The sequence below is a fragment of the Pontixanthobacter gangjinensis genome (genome assembly GCF_009827545.1).
GTDB lineage: Bacteria > Pseudomonadota > Alphaproteobacteria > Sphingomonadales > Sphingomonadaceae > Pontixanthobacter > Pontixanthobacter gangjinensis.
Genome location: NZ_WTYS01000001.1, coordinates 737,732 through 761,885, shown reverse-complemented (window position 1 = coordinate 761,885; position 24,154 = coordinate 737,732). Strand labels below are relative to the sequence as shown.

General features: G+C 56.1%; 17 protein-coding genes. 7 read left to right on the top strand and 10 right to left on the bottom strand.

What is annotated here, in order from left to right; genetic code table 11:
- The first annotated feature begins 12 nt into the window (after window positions 1-12).
- Together GRI36_RS03560 and GRI36_RS03555 are read left to right on the top strand one after the other, a co-directional pair.
- Window positions 13-777 (top strand): ATP-binding cassette domain-containing protein, encoded by a 765-nt coding sequence (locus GRI36_RS03560; RefSeq protein ID WP_160597220.1) that lies wholly within the window; start codon window positions 13-15, stop codon window positions 775-777.
- A complete protein-coding gene (locus GRI36_RS03555) occupies window positions 774-2,306 on the top strand; it encodes an ABC transporter permease/substrate-binding protein (RefSeq protein ID WP_160597219.1) in 1,533 nt (510 codons plus the stop codon). The genes GRI36_RS03560 and GRI36_RS03555 overlap by 4 nt, the downstream gene beginning before the upstream one ends.
- On the opposite strand, the gene GRI36_RS03550 is transcribed toward GRI36_RS03555, so the two are convergent.
- Both GRI36_RS03550 and lgt read right to left on the bottom strand, forming a co-directional pair.
- Window positions 2,303-3,364 carry a class I SAM-dependent methyltransferase gene (locus GRI36_RS03550; RefSeq protein WP_160599026.1) on the bottom strand — a complete coding sequence of 354 codons (1,062 nt, stop codon included), beginning with the start codon at window positions 3,362-3,364 and terminating at the stop codon, window positions 2,303-2,305. The genes GRI36_RS03555 and GRI36_RS03550 overlap by 4 nt on opposite strands.
- A complete protein-coding gene (gene lgt, locus GRI36_RS03545) occupies window positions 3,364-4,269 on the bottom strand; it encodes a prolipoprotein diacylglyceryl transferase (protein ID WP_160597218.1) in 906 nt (301 codons plus the stop codon). Before lgt ends, GRI36_RS03550 begins: the two co-directional genes overlap by 1 nt.
- Before the next feature lie 156 nt (window positions 4,270-4,425).
- On the opposite strand from lgt, the gene GRI36_RS03540 reads away from it, so the two are divergent.
- Both GRI36_RS03540 and GRI36_RS03535 read left to right on the top strand, forming a co-directional pair.
- Window positions 4,426-6,126 carry a class I adenylate-forming enzyme family protein gene (locus GRI36_RS03540; RefSeq protein WP_160597217.1) on the top strand — a complete coding sequence of 567 codons (1,701 nt, stop codon included), beginning with the start codon at window positions 4,426-4,428 and terminating at the stop codon, window positions 6,124-6,126.
- Window positions 6,127-6,142: 16 nt separating this feature from the next.
- On the top strand, window positions 6,143-8,926 hold the full coding sequence (locus GRI36_RS03535) for a [protein-PII] uridylyltransferase (protein ID WP_160597216.1): 2,784 nt from the start codon (window positions 6,143-6,145) through the stop codon (window positions 8,924-8,926).
- A gap of 23 nt (window positions 8,927-8,949) precedes the next feature.
- On the opposite strand, the gene GRI36_RS03530 is transcribed toward GRI36_RS03535, so the two are convergent.
- Window positions 8,950-9,612, bottom strand: a complete 663-nt coding sequence (locus GRI36_RS03530; protein ID WP_160597215.1) for a YggS family pyridoxal phosphate-dependent enzyme — start codon at window positions 9,610-9,612, stop codon at window positions 8,950-8,952.
- Between GRI36_RS03530 and GRI36_RS03525 the strand changes: the two genes are divergently transcribed.
- Both GRI36_RS03525 and GRI36_RS03520 read left to right on the top strand, forming a co-directional pair.
- Window positions 9,611-10,192 (top strand): thiamine phosphate synthase, encoded by a 582-nt coding sequence (locus GRI36_RS03525; RefSeq protein ID WP_235902152.1) that lies wholly within the window; start codon window positions 9,611-9,613, stop codon window positions 10,190-10,192. The two genes, GRI36_RS03530 and GRI36_RS03525, sit on opposite strands and share 2 nt — an antisense overlap.
- A gap of 83 nt (window positions 10,193-10,275) precedes the next feature.
- A complete protein-coding gene (locus GRI36_RS03520; protein WP_160597214.1) occupies window positions 10,276-12,618 on the top strand; it encodes a DNA translocase FtsK in 2,343 nt (780 codons plus the stop codon).
- Between the two features lie 19 nt (window positions 12,619-12,637).
- Here the strand turns inward: GRI36_RS03520 and GRI36_RS03515 are convergent, their stop codons facing one another.
- From GRI36_RS03515 to GRI36_RS03495, 5 genes are all read right to left on the bottom strand, one after another.
- Window positions 12,638-14,077 (bottom strand): UdgX family uracil-DNA binding protein, encoded by a 1,440-nt coding sequence (locus tag GRI36_RS03515; RefSeq protein WP_160597213.1) that lies wholly within the window; start codon window positions 14,075-14,077, stop codon window positions 12,638-12,640.
- The gene (locus GRI36_RS03510) at window positions 14,074-15,330 is read right to left on the bottom strand and encodes a putative DNA modification/repair radical SAM protein (RefSeq protein WP_160597212.1); all 1,257 of its coding nucleotides are present in this window, start codon (window positions 15,328-15,330) and stop codon (window positions 14,074-14,076) included. Before GRI36_RS03510 ends, GRI36_RS03515 begins: the two co-directional genes overlap by 4 nt.
- 162 nt (window positions 15,331-15,492) lie before the next feature.
- Window positions 15,493-18,195, bottom strand: a complete 2,703-nt coding sequence (locus GRI36_RS03505) for a TonB-dependent receptor plug domain-containing protein (protein WP_235902151.1) — start codon at window positions 18,193-18,195, stop codon at window positions 15,493-15,495.
- Between the two features lie 359 nt (window positions 18,196-18,554).
- Window positions 18,555-19,586, bottom strand: a complete 1,032-nt coding sequence (locus GRI36_RS03500; protein ID WP_160597211.1) for a substrate-binding domain-containing protein — start codon at window positions 19,584-19,586, stop codon at window positions 18,555-18,557.
- Between the two features lie 96 nt (window positions 19,587-19,682).
- Window positions 19,683-21,056 carry a porin gene (locus GRI36_RS03495; RefSeq protein WP_160597210.1) on the bottom strand — a complete coding sequence of 458 codons (1,374 nt, stop codon included), beginning with the start codon at window positions 21,054-21,056 and terminating at the stop codon, window positions 19,683-19,685.
- Between the two features lie 171 nt (window positions 21,057-21,227).
- On the opposite strand from GRI36_RS03495, the gene ald reads away from it, so the two are divergent.
- Window positions 21,228-22,346, top strand: coding sequence for an alanine dehydrogenase (ald, locus tag GRI36_RS03490; RefSeq protein ID WP_160597209.1), 1,119 nt, complete (start codon window positions 21,228-21,230; stop codon window positions 22,344-22,346).
- Between the two features lie 7 nt (window positions 22,347-22,353).
- Here the strand turns inward: ald and GRI36_RS03485 are convergent, their stop codons facing one another.
- Both GRI36_RS03485 and GRI36_RS03480 read right to left on the bottom strand, forming a co-directional pair.
- Window positions 22,354-23,640 carry an NADH:flavin oxidoreductase/NADH oxidase family protein gene (locus GRI36_RS03485; protein WP_160597208.1) on the bottom strand — a complete coding sequence of 429 codons (1,287 nt, stop codon included), beginning with the start codon at window positions 23,638-23,640 and terminating at the stop codon, window positions 22,354-22,356.
- 4 nt (window positions 23,641-23,644) lie between these two features.
- The gene (locus tag GRI36_RS03480) at window positions 23,645-24,049 is read right to left on the bottom strand and encodes an acyl-CoA thioesterase (RefSeq protein WP_235902150.1); all 405 of its coding nucleotides are present in this window, start codon (window positions 24,047-24,049) and stop codon (window positions 23,645-23,647) included.
- Window positions 24,050-24,154 lie beyond the last annotated feature (105 nt).

Here is a 24,154-nt window from a genome sequence, read left to right as displayed (position 1 = left end):
TAGGGTTGCGCCGTGGCATCCAATCAACCAGCAATTCTTATCCGCGAAGTAGCGAAGCGTTTCGGCGATATTGCGGCGATCGATTCCGTTTCTCTGGACATTGCGGGCGGCAGCTTTGTGGCAGTGGTCGGCGCGTCAGGCTCTGGCAAATCGACGCTGCTCAAAACAATCAACCGATTGACCGAACCCGATAGCGGCCATGTGCTGCTGGAAGGCGAGGATGTGCGCGCCGCCTACGCCCCCGATTTGCGCAGGCGGATTGGCTATGTCTTTCAGGGTATCGGGCTGTTCCCGCATATGAATGTCCGCGATAATATCGCGATTGGTCCGAAATTGGCCGGCATCAGATTATCTGCCAGCCGTATTGCAGAGCTGCTCGACGGGGTTGATCTGGATCACAGCTATGCCTTGCGGATGCCACATGAATTGTCGGGCGGGCAGCGGCAACGGATAGGCGTAGCGCGGGCTTTGGCAAGCAACCCGCACGTGCTGCTGATGGACGAGCCGTTTGGCGCGCTTGACCCGATCACACGTGATGCGCTGGGCAAACATGTGCGGGCCTTGCATGACCGGCTCGGCCTGACCACGCTGATGGTCACGCATGATATGGCCGAGGCGCTGCTGCTCGCGGACCGCGTGTTGGTAATGGACCAAGGCAGCATCGTGGCCGATTCCACACCGAAACAATTGCTGGCCGGAGGCGGCGGCGATATTGCGCAAGAATTGGTGGCAGTGCCGCGAGATCAAGCACTCGCTTTGGCGAGACTGACGCCATGAATGATATTCTTATCGCACTGCTTGGACTTGGGGATAAGCTTGCTTCGCATGTGTTGCTAGCCGCTGCGGCTCTGGCACTCGGCATTTCGGTCGCACTGCCCTTGGCCGTGTGGGCCAGCCGCTCACCGACGGTAGCGCGGATTGCGCTCGGCTTTGCCAGCTTGGTCCAGACCATTCCGGCGCTGGCATTACTCGCGCTGTTCTTCCCGATTTTGCTGAGCCTCAGGGCAGTGTTTGGCGAAGGGCTGCCTACTCTCGGCTTCCTGCCCGCCTTGCTTGCGCTGGCGCTGTATGCGCTGCTGCCGATCCTGCGCAACGCGGTGACCGCCCGCGAACATATGGCTGCGGGCGTGCTGGAGGCTGCCGATGGCGTAGGCATGACTGGTTGGCAGAAATTAAGGCTGGTGGAGGCTCCGCTGGCTGCGCCCTATATAATGGCCGGTATCAGGACCGCCGCAGTCTGGACTATCGGCGCGGCCACGCTTTCAACCACAATCGGCCAGCCTAGCTTGGGCGATCCGATTTTTGCCGGCCTGCAAACGCAGAATTGGGCACTGGTGCTGGCCGGGTGTATCGCCTCGGCAGGGCTTGCAATGCTGACCGACACATTGCTCGGCTTTGTCGAGCGCGGGTTCGCGGCACGCAAACGTTCGTTGATTTGGGGCGGGGCGGCGGTGGCGGCGCTCGGGATCGCTGCGTCCGCATGGTCACTGCGCCCTGCCGATGATGAAGCGATTGTGATCGGAGCCAAGAGCTTTTCCGAACAATATATCCTTGCCCAATTGGTCGGAAAGCGGTTGGAAGATGCGGGATTTGTTGTCGAGTATCGCGACGGCTTGGGATCGGCTGTGGTGCACAACGCACTGACCACCTCAGAAATCGATATCGCGTTCGATTACACGGGTACGCTGTGGACCAACCAGCTGAAACGTAGCGACAATCCGGGGCGCGGCGCGATTTATCGAACAATCGCCGAATGGGAAGCCGACACCACCGGTACGCTGGTGCTGGGCAAACTCGGTTTCGAAAACGCCTACGCCTTGGCGATGCGCGAGGACCGTGCCCAAAAGCTAGGCATCGCCACCATCGAGGATCTGGCGCGAATGGCACCGCGCCTGACAATCGGCGGCGATGTCGAGTTCTTTGAGCGACCCGAATGGATCGCGGTGCGTGATGCCTATGGACTGCGGTTTAATAGAGAGCGCAATTTCACCACCACCTTCATGTATGACGCACTAACCGGCGGAGAGGCGGATGTGATTTCCGCCTATACTTCGGATGGACGCGTCGCGGCGGACAGGCTGGTGATTCTGGCGGACACGAAAGGTGCCTTTCCATCCTATGACGCGTTGCTGATGCTATCGCCTCAAATGGCGAAAAACGATGATGTGCTGGAAGTGCTCCGTCCGCTCATCGGCGCGATTGATGTTGATGCAATGCGCGCCGCCAATTTCGCTGTCGATAGGCTCGACGATAAAAAATCACCGCGCGAGGCGGCAACGGATTTGGCCGAAGATATCGGTCTTTAATTCTCGGGGAAGCCCACACCGCCGGGCCATGTAGGGCCGGCCAACCCCATCACTTTGAACAGTTTGCCCATCTGATTGTCAGCCACGAGCCTGTCCTTCGCTGCGGCAATATCTTGCGCATATTGCGGGGCCTTCGCCGCCAAGTTCTGCGCCCGCGTCTCAATCCCCAAAGCCCTCAGCCAATCGCCTTGCGTCGCGGTGCCGATGTGGCGGATATCGCGCGATTGCGCGATCCGCGCCAAAGTCGCAAAATCGACCAGCGCGGTTAGGTCGGCATCGCCCGGAGCGGCGAACGGGTGAACCTTTTGATGATCGCGCACCGCTTGGAATGTCGATCCGGTTTTCAGTTCCGAATTGCCGTAATCAATCAGCAGCGCTGCACCACCTTGATCCGCCAGCCGTCCAGCAATTTCATAAAGTATTGCCGCAGCGGCAGGGCATGTTTCAAGTACTGCACCTTCCGGAGCATTCCGAAATTCCACCGGCACTGCAGGGTCCATATTCTGGCCTCCTGCAACAAATACAAATTCGTCACCGTCCAGCCCGACCATCCGCTCTCGCCACCCGTCGGGTCCCCGCACCAATTGGCGCACCGGTAGTGCATCGAAAAACTCGTTCGCAATCAGCAGCATCGGACCGTCCTGCGGCACGGTCGACAAATCATTATGCCAAATCGCGCCGGGGATAGCTTTCAACTGCACATCCTTCAGCGCTTGCGAGCTTTCAACCAGATGGACGCGCGGCTCCAACCCGTATTTGCGCGCCGCACGCAATGCATCCTTGGCCAAAGTGCCGCGGCCCGGACCCAGCTCCACATAGTAGACCGGTTCTTCCTTACCTGCGCGGATCCACATGTCGGCGAGCCACAGGCCGATTAATTCGCCAAACATCTGGCTGATTTCGGGCGCGGTGATGAAATCGCCGGCATTGCCTATCGGGTCTTTGCCCGAATAATAGCGCGCGTTGCTTTCGCCCATATAATGGGTGAGCGAGATTGGCCCGGTGTTCCGGATCAATCGGCGGAAACTTTCCCCCAAAGTCATTGCAGGCTGTTCCATCAGGCGGCTGGCGACGATGATCCACTGGCTAACTCGGGGCTGCGCAGCGCGCGCAGCGCCACCAGCACGCCAATCAGGATCAATGGAATGGTCAACCATTGCCCCATCGACAGACCGCTGCTCGCTGCAAATTCGGACAGGTGCGCATCGGGCTCACGGAAGAACTCGACAATGAATCGTCCCGCCGCAATTCCCACAGTGAACACGCCGACCAGCAATCCAGGGCGGTAACGAGCGCGGGTTTTCCAGAACAGGAACAGCATGATGATGAGCAGCAGAAGACCTTCGAGTGCGGCCTCATACAATTGCGAAGGGTGGCGAGGCGGCCCGGAAATCAGCACGCCATTGATGACTTCGGGAAAGCTCATTGCCCAAGGCACATCGGTTGTCCGGCCCCACAATTCACCATTGACGAAGTTGGCTAGACGGCCAAGCAACATGCCCATCGGGACACCCACCGACACATAATCGGCTACGCGCAAGAAAGACAATCCGCCCTGCCGGCTGACAAAGGCAATCGCCAGCAATACGCCGATTAAACCGCCGTGAAAGCTCATCCCGCCATCCCACAGCCGCAGCAATTCCCAGCTGACAAAGCCGTCACCGCCGAAGCCGGTGAACAATTCAGGTTTGTAGAACAACGCATAACCCAGCCGTCCACCAAGGATCACACCAAGCGTCGAATAAAAAAACAAATCGTCAACATGGCGCTGCGCCATCGGCGCGCCAGGCGCTTTGATCATCTTGGAGACGTGCCAATAAGCAAAAATGATCCCGCCAAGATAGGCCAGCGAGTAATAGCGCAAAGTGAAAAAGCCGAGGTCAATACCCTCGGTCAAACCCAAATCAGCCCACTGAATCGCTGGTTCAGCAACATTTGAAGCCGCAGCCAATAGTGACAGCAAGTATCTTACCCCTTAAGTAGCCGGACGAAGACTTGATTCCGCACGGTATGTTTCGCGCGGCTTCTTGGCATAGGCTGCCTTTCGGGGGAAGCCTACGCTTCATAAGATACGCGTTTAAAGCGCGAAATGATGCTTTTTGAGAGGAGTTACAACTCGATGCCCACAGAGCTGGACAATAGCCTGAACACAATCATGGATGCGTTGACCGCACCTGGCCAACCCTTTGAAACAGAGGATTTTGAACAATTCGGCCAGCAGTTGCCTGTGTTCAAGAATGCACCCCCCAGCTTGGCGCATTATTTCGCGCATTTCTGCCAAGAAAATAAGGATATGACATTTCTGGTCGACGGCGACATCCGCCTGACCTTCGGCGAATGTTGGGAGGCGGCAACGCATGTTGCAGCCGGACTTGCGCAAAATCACGGCGTGAAAAAAGGTGACCGCGTTGGTATCGCAGCGCGCAATTCGGCAAATTGGATCATTGCTTATATGGGCATCATCATGTCCGGCGGCTGCGCGACATTGCTCAACGGTTTCTGGACTGGTGACGAACTGGCTTACGGCGTTCGCCTGGCCGAATGCGATCTGGTTCTGGCCGATTCGGGCCGCGCAAAGCGGCTAGAAGGCACCGATCATCCTGCAAAGGTGGTGGTATTTGGCCATGACGGCCCGGCATCAAGCGGTCTTGCACCGATTTGGGCTGATGGCAGCACCGCGATGGATATGCTCGCCGAAATCGGTCCAGATGACATGGCCACCATCCTTTATACGTCGGGTTCAACTGGCCAATCAAAGGGCGCATGGTCAGATCACCGCGGCGTGGTGAACGCTATTTTCAGCTATGTTTCGCAAAGCGCGATGGCCAAGATCCTGCTTACCCAACAGGGTTCCGAACCCAAAGATCAACCCTGTGCGCTTATCGCCGTGCCTTTGTTCCATGTCACCGGCGAAGTGCCCTTGTTCCTGCAAAGTTATGGCATCGCTCGCAAATTGGTGCTGATGCCGAAATGGGATGCGCTTGAAGCATTGCGCCTGATGGAAGCGGAAAAGGTCAGCTATTTTGTCGGCGTTCCGCTGATGAGCTTTGAAATCGCGACGCACCCTGATCGCGCAAATTTTGACCTCTCTGCCTGCAAAAGCTTCGCAGCAGGCGGCGCACCGCGCCCGGTCGACCACGTCAACAAAATCAAGACAGCCTTTCCTGAAGGATTCCCGCTACTCGGCTACGGCCTGACCGAAACCAACGGTGTGGGCTGCGGCAACTTCAACGAGAATTACATGGCCAAGCCGAACAGCACCGGCAAAGCCAGCCGGCCGTTGGTCGAAATCGCAATTCTTGACGATGACGGCAACCATTTGGCGCAAGGCTCAATTGGCGAGGTCTGCTTTCGCACAGTAGCCAATTTCCGTGGTTATTGGAAAAATGACGACGCCACCAATGCTGCCTTTACCGAAGACGGCTTCTTCCGCACCGGCGATCTCGGCTATCTCGATGAAGATGAATATCTGTTTATCGTCGACCGGAAAAAAGACATCATCATTCGCGGCGGCGAGAACATTACCTGCATCGAAGTGGAAGCGGGCATTTATGCGCATGAAGGCGTGGCAGAATGTTCGGTGTTCGGGATCCCGGACGAGCGGATGGGCGAAATTCCCGCCGCCGTCTATCATATGAAAGAAGGGCATTCTTTGACGCCCGAGCAATTGCGCGAATTCATGTGCGAGAAGCTCGCCCCCTTCAAAGTGCCAATGGTCGAACATATCTGGATGTCAGACAAAGCATTGCCGCGTCTTGGCACTCAGAAAATCGATAAGCGGACCGTTCGCACGATGTTTGCAGCCGATTTGCTCGATTGAATTGGAAAGCTGACATTTGAACCAAGCCAAAATCCCCAAACAACGCCAAATTATTGACCGTAAGGCGCTTAGCGGGGAAATCGCGAAGCTGGTCGCCGAAAAGGGCTCCACTGGGGGCACCGGCGGGGGTAATGAATTGCGTCAAGTAATCATTACCTTGCTTCGCGCTGCGCTCGACAATGGCCGCGAGGAGCTCGCAAGGCGCCTCGCGGACAAACCATCATCAGGGCATGAATGCAGCGGCGGGCAAGCGTTTCTGGTCGATCAGATCGTCCGGCTACTCCACGATCATGTCACAGAGAATGTCTATCCCCCAGGTAACCGTACTGCGAGCGAGCGGCTGACCATTATGGCGGTTGGCGGATATGGCCGCGCAGAAATGGCCCCGCAATCGGACGTCGATATTGCCTTTCTGACACCGTCGCGGCGCACGCCATGGTGCGAGCAAGTGATCGAGGCAATCCTCTATTTCTTATGGGACCTTGGTCTGAAGGTTGGACAATCGAGCCGCACGCTCGATGAAATGGTCAAGATGGCGAAAAGTGATCTGACCATCCGAACCGCGTTGCTCGAAGGACGCTATGTCTGGGGCGACCGCGATTTGTATGACGAGGCGAGCCGCCGGTTCTTCAATGAAGTCGTCCATGGGACCGAACGGCAATATGTCAGCGAGAAGTTGGAAGAGCGCAACGCCCGCCACAAGCGCATGGGTGACAGCCGATATGTCGTCGAACCCAATGTCAAAGACGGCAAAGGCGGCTTGCGCGATCTGCACACGCTGTATTGGATTGGCAAATATATCCACAAAGTGCGCAGCGCCGCCGACCTGATTGAGGTCGGCCTGCTCACCAAGCAGGAATACCGATCGTTCCGCCGCGCGGAAAGCTTCATGCTGGCAGTGCGCTGCCACCTCCACATTATGACCGGCCGCGCCGAAGACCGGTTAACATTCGATCTTCAGCGCGAAGTGGCAACGCGGATGAATTTTGCCGATCGCCCCGGCAAAAGCTCGGTCGAACGCTTCATGCAATTCTACTTTATTCAGGCGCGGCGCGTTGGCAGCCTGACCGGAGTATTCCTTGCTCATATTGATCAGGAGTTTGCCGAAAAGCGCGCCCGCAAAGGCTTCTTTGCGGGTTTCACCAGCCGCTCGCGGATGCATAAGGGTTATAAGATCTCGGGCGGAAAAATTGCTGCTCCCGGGGATGATTGGTTTCAAAAAGATCCGGTTCGGCTGATCGAGATATTCCAGATCGCCGAATCCGAAGGGCTGGAAATCCATCCTGATACCATGCGGCAGGCGGACCGCGATTCAGGCCTGATCAAAGGGTCCGTTCAAAAGGACCCTCGCGCCAACGCGCTTTTCCTGGATTTGCTATCTGGCAAAAACGACCCCGAAACTGCGCTACGCTGGATGAACGATGCAGGTGTTTTCGGAAAGTTTGTGCCCGATTTCGGGCGGGTCAATTCGCAGATGCAATTTGATATGTATCATCATTATACGGTCGATGAGCATACCATCCGCGCAATCGGATTACTCAGCCGGATCGAACGCGGAGAATTGAGCGACGACCACCCGCGTTCGGCGCGGCTGATCCACCGGGTCAACTCGCGCCGCGCCGCCTATGTCGCGGTACTTCTGCACGACATTGCCAAGGGACGCGGCGGCGACCATTCGCAATTGGGCGCAGAAGTCGCCAAGAAGCTGTGCCCGCGATTCGGTTTGGATGAGCAGGAGACTGCGCTGGTTTCGTGGCTGGTGCGCCAGCATTTGCTGATGAGCGCAACCGCTTTCAAACGCGACCTTTCTGACCCCAAGACGATCGCCGACTTTGTCGTTCAGGTCCAAAGTCTTGAGCGGCTTCGGCACCTGATGATTCTGACCGCAGTCGACATCAGGGCGGTCGGTCCGGGCACTTGGAACAGCTGGAAGGGGCAATTGCTGGGCGAGTTGTATGATAATGCGCAAGAACATTTGAGGCTGGGTCATGTTCGTCACGGAAGGGCTGAACGGGTCGCGGCCAAGAAGGAAATCGTTGCCGCCAATTTGGGCAAACAAAGCGGCCTGATTAAGGAATACGACCGGATCTTCACCGATTCCTATTGGATAGCCGAGCCGGAAGACGTCATTGCGCGCAATCTAATCCAATATTCGGTGGCGCGCGGTTTAGAAGAACAGCTGTCGTTGCACTGCGAGTATGACAGTGTCAGGGGGGCAACCTTAGTCAGCGTTATCGCCGCCGACCATCCCGGTCTGTTTTACCGCATCGCTGGCGGCATCCATTTGGCAGGTGCGAACATCATCGATGCCCGTATTCACACCACGCGTAACGGATGGGCGGTTGATAATTTTCTCGTACAGGACCCGCACGGCAATCCTTTCCAAGAGCAATCTCAGCTAGAGCGGATCAAGAAAGCTATCGGCGATGCCCTAGCCAACCGGATTGAGCTTGCCCCGCAATTGGCGAAGCGTCCGCTGCCAATTAGCCGTTCGAAGGCATTCAAAATCCGCCAGCGGGTGATTTTCGACAACAAGGCGTCCAACCGCTTCACCGTCATCGAAGTCAGTGCACGAGACAGGCCAGCATTGCTCAACCGTTTGGCCCGGACGCTGTTTGAAAACCAGCTTGTCGTCCATTCGGCGCATATCACCGCCTATGGCGAGCGCGCAGCCGACGTATTCTATGTCACCGATCTGCTGGGTACCAAAATAACCTCAGCAGACCGGTTGAAGACAATCGAAGAATCGCTGCTCGAAGCCGCAAGCGATAAACGTCAGGCGGAATTGGAAAGCGCCTAAGTGGTCGTTGCCAAAGGCGAGGGTTAGCCGCGTTCGCCAAACAAAGCGGTCCCGACGCGGACATGCGTTGCACCTTGCATGATCGCGGTTTCAAAATCGCTACTCATGCCCATGCTCAGGCCCTCAAGCCCGTTATCCTCGGCCAGTTTTGCAAGAAACGCGAAGAACGGGGCGGGTTCGATTTCGGCAGGCGGAATGCACATCAGCCCGGCAATCGGGATGTTTGCAGCGCGGGCTTGCTCCAGAAATTCGGGCAATTCCGCAATGGCACAGCCGCCCTTTTGCTCCTCATCACCGATATTCACCTGGACAAAGCAAGGTACACGGCGGCCAGCAGCATCCATTGCTTTGGCCAGCGCTTTTAGCAGGCTTGGCCGGTCAAGAGAGTGGATTACGTCAAACGTTTGCACTGCGTCTTCTGCTTTGTTCGATTGAAGCTGGCCGATTAGATGCAGTTCCACTCCGGCGTATTTCTCGCGCAGTTCGGGCCATTTCTCCTGTGCTTCTTGAACGCGGTTTTCGCCGAATACCCGCTGGCCTTGATCCAATAGCGGCGTAATTTGATGTGCCGGATGGGTCTTGCTGACTGCAATGAGCGTGACATCCTGCGCCTCTCTCCGCGCGATCTTCGCAGCTCTGGCGATTTTCTGGCGAACCAATTCTAGCGGAGTTGATGCAATATCCATGGAGTGCAGCTATAAAGCCAGCATGGCGCAAAACCAGCCCCGACTTAAATCCGACGAGAGCGGCTTGCCCGATTTGTGGCTGCTGAGTGATGCGCGCAACGACCCCGGACTGGAACAAGCCTTGACCGCTTTGCCGAAAGGCTCAGGCTTTATCTATCGCCATTATCACCTCGAACCGGCAGCGCGCTATGCCCGCTTTCAGATATTACAACGCATTGCGCAGAAACACGGGCATTTGGTAGTCGTCTCGGGCAGCCCCGTCTTGGCGCGAAAATGGCAAGCGGACGGTGTGTATGGCGCTGCTGAAAGAATACCGGCGGCAGGCGGCTTGCTAAAACTGGTGACCGCACATGATTGGACGGAAATCGTCGCGGCGGATCGTGCTGGCGCGGACGCTATCTTGCTCTCACCAGTCTTCGCAACCCGGTCACATCCCGAAGCAAAACCGCTTGGCCGGGTCCGCTTCAGGATGCTCGCGCAGAAGGCTAAAGCGCCAATTATCGCACTCGGCGGCATGACTGCGGCAAAGGCACAAAGGATGAACTGGCCGCGCTGGGCCGCGATCGATGGCCTTAGCTAAATATCCCAGTTCACCGAAGGATTCTTGACGGGCGAGTCCTGCACAGGCCATGGTGCCTAATCTTGAGTTCAAAGGGGTACCACATGGCCACGCGCGCGGTCGGAAAATCAAAAAATGCGGATTGGCGTGCGGCGTTCCGGCGCTCGTTCCGGCGTGCGGCGCAGATGACCGGCGCAGCCGTGCTGTTTGGCACGATGATCTTCCTTGGCCTTTCGCTCGCCAGCTATACGCAAACCGACCCGAGCCCATCAACCGCCGCTGCACCCGATGCAATTGCCAATTGGATGGGGGGAGCAGGTGCCTGGGCATCGGAGAGGGTGCTGTTCCTGTTCGGCTGGCCAAGCATCCTGCTGCTCCCCCTGCTTTATGTTTTCTCGCGCAAATTATGGCGCGATGTCGAACAGGAGAATGTCGACGAGGCAACTCGTTGGTGGCGTCCGGTGGGGATGTTGCTGCTCGCAATTGCCCTGTTTTCAACCTTGTTCTCGCTCGTGTTTGATGGGGAAGGATGGATTTACCCAGCATCACCGGGCGGCATTACAGGGTTGCTTGGTGTCGGGGCTATTGAAGCAATCGACGCACGTTTCCCGGATGCAGCGCATGGCTGGATTACGCTCATGCTGGCTTTGGTAGCGGTGGTCGGCGGATCTGTCCTGGTCACCCGCGTGTTCGCGATAGATTGGTCGCAATTGCTGACATTACCCAATTTCCTCAAGCGCCGGCCCTCGCTGCGCGAAGTCGGCATCCCGTTGATTCCGGCACGCAAGGAAAAGTCCAAGAATATTGGCGCTGCAGCCGAGGCTGAGCCGGTGATAACCGAATCGCCCCGCCGTTCCCCAATGATTTCGGACCCAACGGCTGCGCCAAAGAAAGCGCCCATGGCCAGGGCCAAACAGCGTGATATGTTCGCCAATTACGAGCTACCCAGCCTCGACCTGCTCGAAGAGCCACCAGAGCATAATGCGCCAAAACTCGACAAATTAGCGCTGGAGCGTAACGCCCGCCTGCTTGAAACCGTACTCGATGATTTCAATGTGAAGGGCGAGATCACGGCGGTTCGCACCGGGCCTGTGGTGACCATGTATGAGCTAGAGCCTGCACCAGGCATCAAAGCGGCGCGGGTGATTGGCCTAGCTGAAGATATAGCGCGCAATATGAGCGCAATCTCGGCTCGCGTATCACCGATTCCGGGAAAAACCGTGATGGGCATCGAATTGCCCAATGCTGACCGGCAAATGGTTGTTCTCAAAGAGCTCGCCGCGTGCGAGGCATTTGCAGATGCGAAAGGCTCGTTGCCGATCATTCTGGGTAAGGATATCGCCGGTGAGCCGATCGTCGCGGACCTCGCCGCAATGCCGCATTTGCTGGTCGCTGGCACCACCGGTTCTGGTAAATCGGTCGGCCTGAACTGTATTCTGCTTTCGCTGCTATACCGATTTACACCCGACGAGTGCCGTCTGATTCTAATTGACCCCAAGGTCCTCGAACTCAAGACCTATGACGATATTCCGCATCTCCTCTCCCCGGTTGTGACGGAGCCGCATAAATCGGTTCGCGCGCTGAAATGGGCGGTTGAGGAAATGGAGCGCAGGTACCGCATGATGAGCAGCATAAGCAGCCGCAATATCGCCGGTTTTAACGAGAAGGTCAGCGCCGCGATTACCAAGGGCAAGCCGCTAGGGCGCCGCGTACAGACCGGCTTTGACCCCGAAACCGGCGAAGAAATTTACGAAGAAGAGCAGCTTGATTACCAGCCCTTGCCGCAGATCGTTCTGATCGTGGATGAGCTGGCCGATTTGATGGTTACCGTTGGCAAGGAAATCGAAGTCCTCATCCAGCGTCTCAGCCAGAAATCACGCGCCGCAGGCATCCATTTGATTATGGCGACGCAGCGGCCATCGGTCGATGTCATCACTGGCGTGATCAAGGCTAACCTTCCAACACGGATCAGCTTCAAAGTAACCAGCCGGATCGACAGCCGGACCATTTTGGGGGAGCAAGGCTCCGAGCAGTTGCTGGGCAAGGGCGACATGCTGTATAAGCCGAACACCGGCGCGATGGTCCGCGTGCATTGTCCGTTCGTTTCGGATGAAGAGGTCGAGGCGGTCGCCAACCATTGGCGCAGCCAAGGCAAGCCAGATTACGTCGACGCGGTCACTGAAGAGCCAGAAGATGGCGGCGGCTTCAATTACGAAGACGAAATGACCGCGAGCGATAATCCCGACGAACGCAAATACCGTCAGGCATGCCAGATCGTAATCGAAAACCAGAAAGCCAGCGGCTCATGGCTCCAGCGACAAATGGGCGTTGGCTACAACACCGCCGCTAAATGGATCGAACGGATGGAAGGCGAAGGCCTGGTGGGGCCGGCCAATCATGTCGGACGGCGCGAGATTTTTCGCGATCAGGACGGCAATCCGCTTTAAACCTGCGGCGACCCGGCAATTAGAGTTGGACCAACCTTTGCTGCACTGCGGCCAAATCGGCATCGAATAGCTGTGTCTGCGTTGCCCGCGCTTCTCCCTCTAGCCTCAGTAAGTATGACGGATGCGCCGTAATCCACAGCTCGCTGCCGTCCTCAAGCGGTATCGGCTTGCCCCGTGCCTGAGAAATACTGACTGTCTTACCAAAAACAACGCGGGCTGCGCTGGCACCCAGCGCTAGTACAAGCTTTGGCTTCACAATATCGCGCTCGGCCTCGACCCACCAGCGGCAGGTGTCGATCTCCTTTGCTGCCGGTGATTGGTGCAGCCGGATTTTCCCGCGCGCGGTCTGTTTCAAGACAAACTTGAAGTGCTTCACCGCATTGGTGACGTACGCATCCTTGCGATCAATACCGGATTTTTCCAGATGCACATCGAGCAGCTGGCCAGCCGGGCCGACAAAGGGTTTGCCTGCCTTATCCTCATCATCGCCGGGCTGCTCGCCTATAATCATCAGGCGCGCATTCTTTGGTCCCTCACCCATCACTGCCTGTGTAGCGCAGTCGCCGATCGGGCAATTGCGGCACCGATTAATCGCAGTGCCCACTTCTTCAAGAGTTTCGGGCTTGGCTTGAAAATCCTGTTCGCCGGCTGCAACCATTTGCGATTCCCGTTTTTGCGCATTGGCAATAAGCTCTGGAATCAACGACGCCTCGGGTAAGTTCTTCCAGTATTTCTTCGGCATTTCGCTCATCATCGCGCTAACTTTCAATCGCGCCGGGTTGAAAATGGAGGCATAGTATTTGCGCCATAGATCTTCGGTCGGATCATCGCAGGGTGCATCGCCCCGCCGGGCAGGTGGGCTTTCCCGCATGCTATCACCGTCCCAGTGGATGCACCCGCGAGGCGTCAGGATGGACCAATGCATATTGGCGAACCGGCGCTTAAAAAAGCCAGCATTGGCCCGAACAATATGATGGTCTGGCTCGAACCAAGCGATGTAATGCTCTTCGCCGTTCTCCAGTTCGACCATGCGGAACCGGACAAAAGCGTGCATCTTATGGCTGTCCCGCCTTACTGCCTTGTCTAATTCTTCGGCCCGGCGGACATCATTGTCGGTCTTGTCCTCCATGATGCGCGGATTACTTTGTTGCCGCCACAATAGACCATACAAGAGGGCGAACCTCTCCAAATCCGTATGCAGCACGACATTTTTCGCCAAGCTGAGAAAGCGCTTGCTCGCCCGGACTGTCGCTGCGTCATTGGGAACCGGGGGCAATTGTGTGTCGCCACCAGAAAACAAATCGCCGCAGCCCCCAGCTTCGCTCCAGCTGACTCTCTCTGGAGGAATATTGGATTGGACCAATTGGCGGGCCTTATGCCGCCAGAACGCAAAATCATCGGGCTCCAGCATCGACACCGAATAATGCAGATTATCCTCGGTTTGACGGTGAGCACTCATGCCGCGAACAGTTCCAGCTGCTCCTGCTTGGGAGCGAGCAAATTTCGCAAATCAGCACGGTCTGTTAGCGCCGTCGGGCTCCAATCGATCGCGCAAATAAACGGCCGAACCTTGGCAATTGATACGGTGAGCTTGCCAACATCCTCAAGCCTCAAAGATTTGTGCCGCCGCGCCGCGATAATCCGGTTTACCGCTGTTACCCCAAGGCCCGGTACGCGGAGCAGTCGATCCCTCGGTGCGCGATTAACGTCGAGCGGAAAAGTCTCCCTAAACTTAAGGGCCCACGCAAGTTTAGGATCGATATCGAGGGGCAAATTACCGTCCTTGTCCGCGGCGTCCATCACCTCGCGGGCCTGATAGCCGTAGAACCGCATCAACCAGTCTGATTGATACAGCCGGTGCTCTCGGATCAGCGGCGGCCGTTTCAATGGCAAAACCGCGCTCGCATCAGGGATCGGGCTGAACGCCGAATAATAGACACGCCGCAATTTGAACCCGTCGTAAAGGCGGCTGGCCTTGCTAACAATGTCGGAATCAGTCGCCTGATCCGCACCGACGATCATCTGCGTCGATTGACCTGCGGGCGCAAATCGCGGCGCGTGTTTGAAGCGTTTCCTGGCGTCTTTCGTCTCTGTGATGTCAGAATTCACGTTGCGCATTGCCCCTTCGATCTGGCGCGCGTTTTTGTCAGGGGCCAGCCGTGTCAAACCAGCATCGGTGGGCAGTTCGACATTGATCGAAATCCGGTCCGCAAGAAGGCCTGCCTGATAAACCAGTTCGGGATCGGCTTCGGGAATGGTCTTAAGGTGGATATAGCCGCGAAAATCATGCTCCTCGCGCAAAATGCGGGCGCATTCCACCATCTGTTCCATGGTGAAATTTGAACTCTTGATAATGCCGGAAGAGAGAAACAGACCCTCAATATAGTTACGGCGATAAAAGCTCAGCGTTAGGTCAGCGACTTCTTGCGGGGTGAAGCGCGCACGTCGGACATTGCTGCTTTTGCGGTTGATGCAATAATGGCAATCGAAGATGCAGTGATTGGTCAGCAATATCTTGAGTAACGAAATGCACCGTCCGTCGGGCGCGTAAGCATGACAAATGCCCATCCCCTCAGTCGAGCCGATACCGCCCCGCCCCTTCGGCCCACCCAGCGAATTCTTTTTCGCCGTTCCGGACGATGCACAAGACGCATCATATTTTGCAGCATCAGCCAAAATACCGAGTTTGTCGATTGTGGTGAGTCTATCCATTCGTTCTATATATGTTCCCCTTCATTTTCTGCAAAGCAATTTCATTCTGGTGCGAAGCTGACATAAGAAATCCCCGCCTTACAATTGCGGGCGTTGCTTGGACCCTGCAAAAAAACGGGGAGCTTTCGCCCCCCGCCTTATCATTAAGTTTAATAGCGGTTTTTAGTATTTGATCCGCAGGCGTCCATACCAGAAACCACCGTTGATTCCGAACGGTCCACCGGGGCGCGGATAAACCGAGCCATTCGAAATGCTGCCGGTCAGATCATAGATCGGATTGTTGATGGTCGGCGCTATTTTGTCCGGATAGGTGTTGAACAGGTTGTTCGCGCCAACCGTCAGCGTATAATTGTCCATGAAAGTATAGCTGACATCAAGATCCGTTACGAATTTCGCACCGAACTCCTGACCATCTATGATCGCGCCGGTGGAAACATTGCCCTGCCGGATCGGATAGTCGTTCGCATCACGCCATGATCCGTAATAGCTCTCCCGCAAATTGACTGCGAAATCGCCCAATGACCAGTTCGCGGCAAAAGTCGCCCGATGATTTGGTGCGAGATATTTGATATCGATCAGCTGCGTCGCACCAATCACGCCGGGATCGAAATCGGTGACCTTGCTCTGGTTGTAGTTGTAAGCGAGCGTCAGGTTTAGCCTGCCACCAGCCAAGTCTGTCCGGTAAGTGCTGACAACGTCAACGCCCCGGGTGAGCGTATCAAATCCATTGGTGAAATATTGCACCGATCCACCAACGCCGACGCCTGCAAGCGATGGCAAATCGATCAAATCTTGCGCACTTACGTTGAATGTTTGCGAAATACCGATCCGGTCACGGACTTTGATAGAATACCCGTCAACGGTGAGGGTGAGGCCGTTACCCGGATCGAACACGAAGCCCGCTCCGAAGTTGGTTGATTCTTCCGGCCCCAAGGTTGTCGCCCCATAGAATTGGGCGATGTCGCTGGTCACCGGATAGGTCCCAACTTGAACCTGGTTACCTTGAATAAAAGTCGTGGTCAGAACCTGGACGTTGTTTTGACCCGGAGAAGGGGCATGAAAACCAGTACCCGCAGTTGCGCGTATCGCGAGTGAATCTGTCAGCTCGTAACGAGCGTTGATTTTACCAACCGTTGTGCTCCCAAAATTGTCGTAGTTTTCGTAGCGGCCTGCGAGACCCATCGAGAAGCTGTCGGTCAAATCGCCCTCCAGCCCGATATAAACACCCTTGCTCTTTTCGTTGCTCTTTCCTGCAAAAGTCGGGCTGGTGCCGCCATAACCGCTGGCAGCGGGTGGCATTGTCACGGTTGAATCGAATGCAAATACGCCCGGCGCTGTCTGAACATAGAGGTTTTGCACCGCAAATGGTCCGGCACCATAAGACTGCGGATCACCCTCAGTTGCTTCATACTCCTCGCGGCGGAATTCCGCACCAGCCGACAGTGTCAGCGGGCTCGCAAGACCGACTTCGAGCGGGTAGGTCAGGTCAAGATTAAGGTTCATTTCGCGCTGGATAAGCGTACCGAAATTGAAGCTGGTTTGCGTGTTCGGTCCGTAAGAAGGTGCCAGCGAATTGTTCATGGAGAGTTCTAGCGATTGGCGCGCTAGCGATCCCGAAAGATCGTAGGTGAAGCCTGAATCCATTTCACCTTTGATTCCTACCACACCGATCGCTTGCTTGGTCTCGCCAAGAAAGCGAGGAGTGAACCCGGCGGGATAGAGTGTGGTGAAGTTGAAGACATTGGTATCTTTGACAAACGCGCCATTGGGGCAAGTCGCGTTACCAGTTGGGCAGCTTGTGAGATAGATTGGGTGACGGAAGGCAGAGTTTGCCGATAATGTGCCGGTTGTGGTGTTCGTCCCGTCAAACCGCGTTGCCGTGGTTGCAACCGCCTCTCGGTAATTGAAACTTTGATCCGCTTTCGAACCGGCAAAATTGCCAAACAGATACATTGTTGCCTGCGGCGAAAATTCATATTCGCTGTTCAGCACAGCTTTCCAGCCGTGTGAAGGCGATGTGCCCCAGATCTGTACCGGACCCGGCGCATTGGGAAGCTGGTCGGCCAAGTTGGGGAATTGGGTAGCAAAATTGACCGCCGATGGCCGCTGGACGCCGCGGCTTGTTCCGTTGGTATCACTATACTCAGCGGCTAGGCTGATGAAGCCCCTGTCGCCCAGCTTGACGCCGCCATAGCCCGATATCTGATAGGTTTCGCCATCGCCGCCATTGTCGTAGTTCTGGCCGTATAGTCCTTGCAATTCCAGCCCGATGTCGTCGCGCAAACCATAGTTCAAAACGCCGCCGATTGCGTCTGAGCCATATTGCGCGGTCGCGCCATCACGCAGGACCTGCAAATTCGAAACAGCAATCGATGGAATCGACGAGATGTCAGCCCCCTGGGAACCAAAAGAGAGCGCTGTATCGCCGCCAGTATAGACTTGGACCAACGCCGAGCGGTTAAAGCGCTTCCCGTTGAGCATGACCAGAATGTTATCTGCGGGTAGACCCCGCAAAGATGGTGCGCGCACGAAAGTGGACGCATCGGAGATTGTATTTTGCGGCACGAAGAAGGATGGAACAACGTTTTTGATAACATCCAGCATGTTGATGGCTGGCTGCTGCTGCAATTCAGCTGAACTGATAACGTCAACCGGTGAGGCTGAATCGGTGGCGCTGCGATCAGTGCGGCGCGTTCCGATAACCACAATTGATGGGGCGGCACCAGTTTCCTCGGCAGCCTCGTCGCTCTCAGCAGCAGTATCCGCAGACTGAGCCAACGCTACGTCGGAACTCGCTATCGCTATCAACGCGGTCGCTGCCGCAAACATTGCACGCGAAGAAACCTTTTTAAGTCGTAAATTCATGCATTCTTCTCCCTATCAAGAGCGGCTTTGCCCCTCTTGCCCATGTTCGCACCGCCAGTTGGCTGATTGCAAAACTGGCGAAGACTGCGCCCGGCTCAGAATATTTGCAATAATCTTTGACTGGTAGGTCATTTAATTACGAATTTTTGTTGTTAGAGCAACATTATTCCACACGCCCGGATGCTGGCTGCATCAGGATCACAGGCCATACGGCGAGCCGTTGCAGCAGCCTGTTAAAAAGGGGAGGCTTTTCCAGAATGCTCGGAGCTTCTGATCTCGAACAGCGCCCATCAGGCGCGCAAAAAAGCCGCCCCCGCATTTTTGCAAGGGCGGCCCTCCGCTTTTAGCCAAATTGGAGTCTACTTCAAATCGTCAGCAGTCATCACCGAAAACTCGGTCGACTTCTTGGTGTTCGCAGCGCGAACATCATCAGGCGAAGCGACAAGACCGATTTTGGCGAGCGGACCATCTTTGTCCCAGCTCTTGGCCCATTCGGCGATATATTCGCGCAGTCCCTGGATATTATCGAGGTGCTGCTTCTTCACATACATGTAGAGAGGGCGCGCGCCGGGATAGGCAAAGCTGGAAATGTTTTCATAGGTAGGGTCCGAACCGTTCATCGGCAGGCCCTGAATCTTGTTCAAATTTTCTTCAAGATAGGAATATCCGAACACGCCAACCGCCTTTGGGTTGCCGCTGATCTTTTGGACGATCAGATTATCCTGCTCCCCTTGCGCGACATATTTTTGGTCATCGCGCACTTCGGTGCAAGTCTGGTCGTAGAGATCTTCGTCTTTCTCCTTGAGCGCTTCCATTTCCGGATTGGCTTTACATGCAGCTTCGAGGATCAGCTCCTGCAGCGCATCGCGTGTGCCCGAACCCGATGGCGGACCATAGACAAGGATCGGCTCAGCAGGCAGCGAGGGATCAACGTCTGCCCAGGTCTCGTTAGTCTGTTCCTTGCCGTAAGGCTTTGCCGCGATTGCACGATAGACGATGTCAGGCGTCAGATTCATCATGATGCCATCTTTGGCCGAAGCAAAAGCGATGCCGTCAAGGCCGACCTGAATTTCAACAACTTCGGTAACGCCATTGGCATTACACGTCGCGAACTCCGACGCCTTCATCCGGCGTGATGCATTGACAACGTCGGGGTGCTCTGACCCGACACCGGCGCAGAACAGCTTGATACCGCCGCCGCTACCGGTCGATTCAATCAGCGGCGAACCAAGAGTTGGGTTTGAGCGGCTGGTGTTTTCGGCAATCATTTTGGCGAACGGAAACACGGTCGAAGAACCGACAACATGCACTGTTTCAGTAGGTGTCCCACCGCAGCTGGCGAGCGAAAGCGCGGACGCAGCGAGGACAGCAAATTTGGTCGTGATACGCATAGTTTGATATTCCTGTTTAAGTCTAACCGCGCGACTATTCCTGTTGTGTGACGCGTTTATGACAAAGTCTGTAAGAGAATTTAGAGCCGCCCGAACTTAAAAGTCGATCTGGGCCCGGATACCAACAGCATCGACGCTGTATGACCTGTTCCCACCAGCGGCAGGCAACGCCGCATCATCATAATTAAGCCGCGCATAATTGATCAGCAAACGCGTGTAATCGGTCATTGTCCAGATCAACGAGGCTTGATAGCTGTTTTGGGTTCCGCCGATAATGCCGGCATCGTTCAAATCGAGATGATCATAGCGCGCGTTGATCTGGACCGCGCCAATACCGCCCTCACCGACCGGATTGGCCGGCTTCACGCGGTCAAATGTTCCGCCCTTATATCCGCGGCTGTCGCCCTTAGTCAGGAAATAGCCAGCCTCTATCGAACCGCCGAAAAAGGTCGGGTTCGCTAGAGCGGGTCCACGATCAACTTTTTGCCAATATGTTTCGGCAGACACATGGAACGGTCCCGAAATAGCCGCTGCCTCGAGACCCAAGCCGAATTCACTGTCAGCCGATAGGTTCCCTGTGTTTATAAAACGATCGCTGGTGAAATGAACCAGAGGACGCTGGCGGTATCGAACCGTCGATCCGCTTTCCAGCGAGCGCAAATGCGCCGATGCACCCAGATGCAATTGGGTCGAACCAAGCTTGGGCATATAAACAAAGCGACCATCCGCGCTCCAATCCTTCGCAGGCAGATCGGCACTGTTGCCGGTGAACAGACCTGCTTGAATTAGAACATCATTCGGAGAAAATTCTGCCGACACACCGACACGGCGTTGAAATCCGAATGCATCAGTGAATGCGGCGCGCTCGATAAAGGACGTGTTGAGGCTGCTCGATAATTCTTCAAGCGACTGGAAGTTATTGTGCTGACCCGCTGTCAGCTTCAAATCGCCGTCTTTATAAGTCAGAATTGCATCGGTCAGCGCCACTTCGTCTCCGGCCAAATCGGCTTCAACCTTATAACCGAAACCGCCGGGCATACTGCCTTGAACGCCTAGACGGATGCGGCGCGCTTCGCTGCCGAAACCATCATTTGCACTGGTCGAATCAGGCGCGTTGACGAAACCAGCATCCAAATTTATCCGGCCACGCGGCTTGAAGGTCCAGCCGCCTTCGCCCTTAAACTCCGGAGCACCCTTCCAGCTGACATCAACTGGCGGTTTTTCCGAAGCAACCGGAACGGGTGTCGCTGCGACTTGCCTGGTCACAGCATCAACCGCCGTATCGGTTTCCGCCAATTCACCTTCGAGCTCTGCGATACGCTGGGCCATTGCTTCCATCTGGGCGCGCATTGCGGCGAGCTCTTCCGCGACAGAGGCACCATCTGCCGTTTGCGCCATGGCGGGCGTGGCCCATCCGCAGGCAAGGGCCATTGCCAGCGCGGATCCCAATGCGCGGTTATGAGTGTTCATTGCTGCTACCTTTACAATTCTGTGAAACTTCCCTGACGCCAATATGTTCGGTTTGTGACAGTTTGCTGACTGTTGAAAAATTTGAGGCGCGCTTTGGCGAGGCCATGGCCAAGAACTTCGCTTGCCCGATTATCGTTTCACTTGTAACTAGTCTGCATAAGGAGACATTCCATGCGTATCGGTTGCCCAGCAGAGATCAAGAATCACGAATACCGTGTCGGATTAACGCCGGAGAGTGTGCGTGAACTTGCGTCAAACGGGCATGATCTTTGGATTGAAAGCGGCGCTGGCCTCGGGATTGGCGCGACCGATGCCGAATACCGTGATGCAGGCGCGAAGATTGTCGATGGCCCCGATCCGATTTTTGCCGAATGCGAAATGGTGGTTAAGGTAAAAGAGCCGCAAGCTGTTGAACGCGCCAAATTGCGCGAAGGCCAATTGCTGTACACCTATCTTCACCTCGCCCCCGACCCCGAACAAACCGCAGATCTGGTCAAATCGGGCGTTACCGCGATTGCCTATGAAACCGTAACTGGCGCGAATGGCAGCTTGCCGCTGCTAAAGCCGATGAGCCAAGTCGCAGGCCGGATGAGCATTCAAGCAGGCGCGACGGCTTTGGAGAAAGCGCATGGCGGACGCGGTGTGTTGATTGGCGGCGTACCCGGTGTTCTTCCCGGCAAAGTGGTGGTTATTGGCGGCGGTGTGGTCGGCTTTAACGCCGCACAAATGGCGGTTGGCCTCGGCGGCGATGTCGAAATTCTCGACCGCGATCCCGAAGTGCTTGAGAAAGTCGGCACATTTTTTGAGGCACGCGCCAGCACGCGGTTTTCCAACAAGACCAATCTGGAAGACGCCGTACGTCAAGCCGATTTGGTTATTGGCGCGGTACTGATCCCCGGTGCTGCTGCGCCGAAACTCATCACCCGCGAATTGTTGAAAGAAATGAAGCCTGGCGCCGTGCTGGTCGATGTTGCGATTGACCAAGGCGGCTGTTTCGAAACGTCGAAAGCGACCACTCACGCCGACCCGACCTACACCGTTGACGGGATCGTCCATTATTGCGTCGCCAATATGCCCGGTGCGGTCGCGCGGACCAGCACTTATGCGCTCAACAATGTGACTTTGCCGCACGCCTTGCGAATGGCCCGCGATGGCTGGAAAGAAGCGATGCGCCGCGACCCACATCTTGCCGAAGGGCTCAATGTCCACGCTGGCAAAGTGACGTATAAAGCAGTCGCGGACGAATTAGGCTATGAGTATCTCTCGGTGGCAGACGTCCTAGCCAGCTAACAGCGGCTTAGCCGGCGCGCCACTTGCGGTAATTTCTGGCCCGCCGCGCGGTGCGCCATTGGTCAGCCAACATGGCGCGGATTGGCGAGACATCCGGCTTCACCGGCTTGCCCTGAGCCATCAGTTCCATTTGCGCTTTGGTGATAGCCATGGTCGCAAGTCCTGCAAATGTGGTGTTCGACCATGTCGGCGCGGGCATTTCGAATTCGAGCGAACGGCCCGCCCGCCAATCATTGGGCAAATCAGGATTGAACGCCATGGCACGGGCAATACCCAGCAACTCCACACCAAACCCCGCCGCATCATGCGCCAGCGCATCCTCTGCGACTGCGCGTTTGGTGATCCCGCCAGTTACCATTATCGGCATTTCGGCGACCTTGGCGATGTCTCGGGCGAACTGGATGAAATAAGCTTCGCGCTTTCCAGTCGATGTGCCAGATTCGGTTCCTGTCCCCGAACCTGTCCCCGAGCCGGTCCCCGAGCCGGTCATAGCAGGGCTTTCATAAGAGCCGCCCGACAATTCGACGTAATCGACGCCGTGACCACCAAGCCATTCGACCACTTGGCGCGCATCTTCAAACTCAAAACCACCCTTTTGGAAATCGGCCGAATTGAGCTTCACCGAAACGCCAAAAGACAGCTTCACTTTTTGGCGAACCCGCTCGACAATCGACAGCAGGAAACGTGCACGGTTCTCCAGACTGCCTCCCCATTGGTCCGTCCGTTGATTGGTCAACGGAGACAAGAACTGGCTGGAAAGATATCCGTGGGCCGAGTGAATTTGAACACCGTCAAACCCGGCTTCCTCCGCAAGCGCCGCCGTGTCGACGAATCGCTGGATGATCGCTTCTATCTCAGCCTCTTCCAAGGCGCGAGGTTCGGCGAAGAGCGAAGACAGCTTGCCCAAATCGAGCGCCTTGTCCGACGGCGACACCGCCTCTTCGCCCAAATTTTTATACATCTGGCGGCCCGTGTGGTTGATCTGCATCCACATTTGCGCACCGCCCGCTTTGCCGATTTCAGCCCATTGCCTAAATGGTTCGAGATTAGTGCCAGCTTCGAGCACGACGCCGCCCGGCCCTGTCAGAGAAGACGGGCTGACCATGACATTGCCGGTCAGGATCATGCCGACCCCTCCCTCGGCCCATGCGCGGTAAAGCGCGAACAGCCGCTCGCCAGGGTATTGACCGGGTTGCTCGGCGAGGTTTTCCTCCATCGCGGCCTTGCACAGACGATTGGCAACCGTGCTGCCATTGGGCAATTTTAAAGGCTGGAAAATGGCGGAAGCGGTCATAGAATTACTCATGGTTTACAATGAAAGGTGCGATCACTTCAGGCCGCACTCGTGCCAGCCGTCCGGTTTCGCGGTGGAGCATAGCCCACATGGTTTTAGCCGATACGATGACTTTGCCAGCGTCATTGGTGAAGTCGACCCGGCGAGCCGATTGTGCGCCCTTCGCCTCACCCGGAATCCAGGTTTCACCCGTCACACTTTCGCCCGCCGCAATATTGCCGCGATAGTCGATCTCGTGCCGGGTCACGAGCCAGACAAACTCGGCAGCATGCGCAGGGTCAGCCACTGCATCCCAGTGCGCAGTCGCCATATCCTGCACCCACTGGACCCACACCGCATTGTTGACGTGGCCCATCTCGTCGATGTGGTCGGGCGCGGCGGTGAAGATCTTGCGGAAGGGCTGGGTCAAAAGCAATCGCCTTGCGAACAAGAATAGAATATCAAAAGCCAAGTTATCAGAGGAAACGCCAGCGGAGGTAATGCGATGAGCAACCACCATCGCCTAGATCTATAA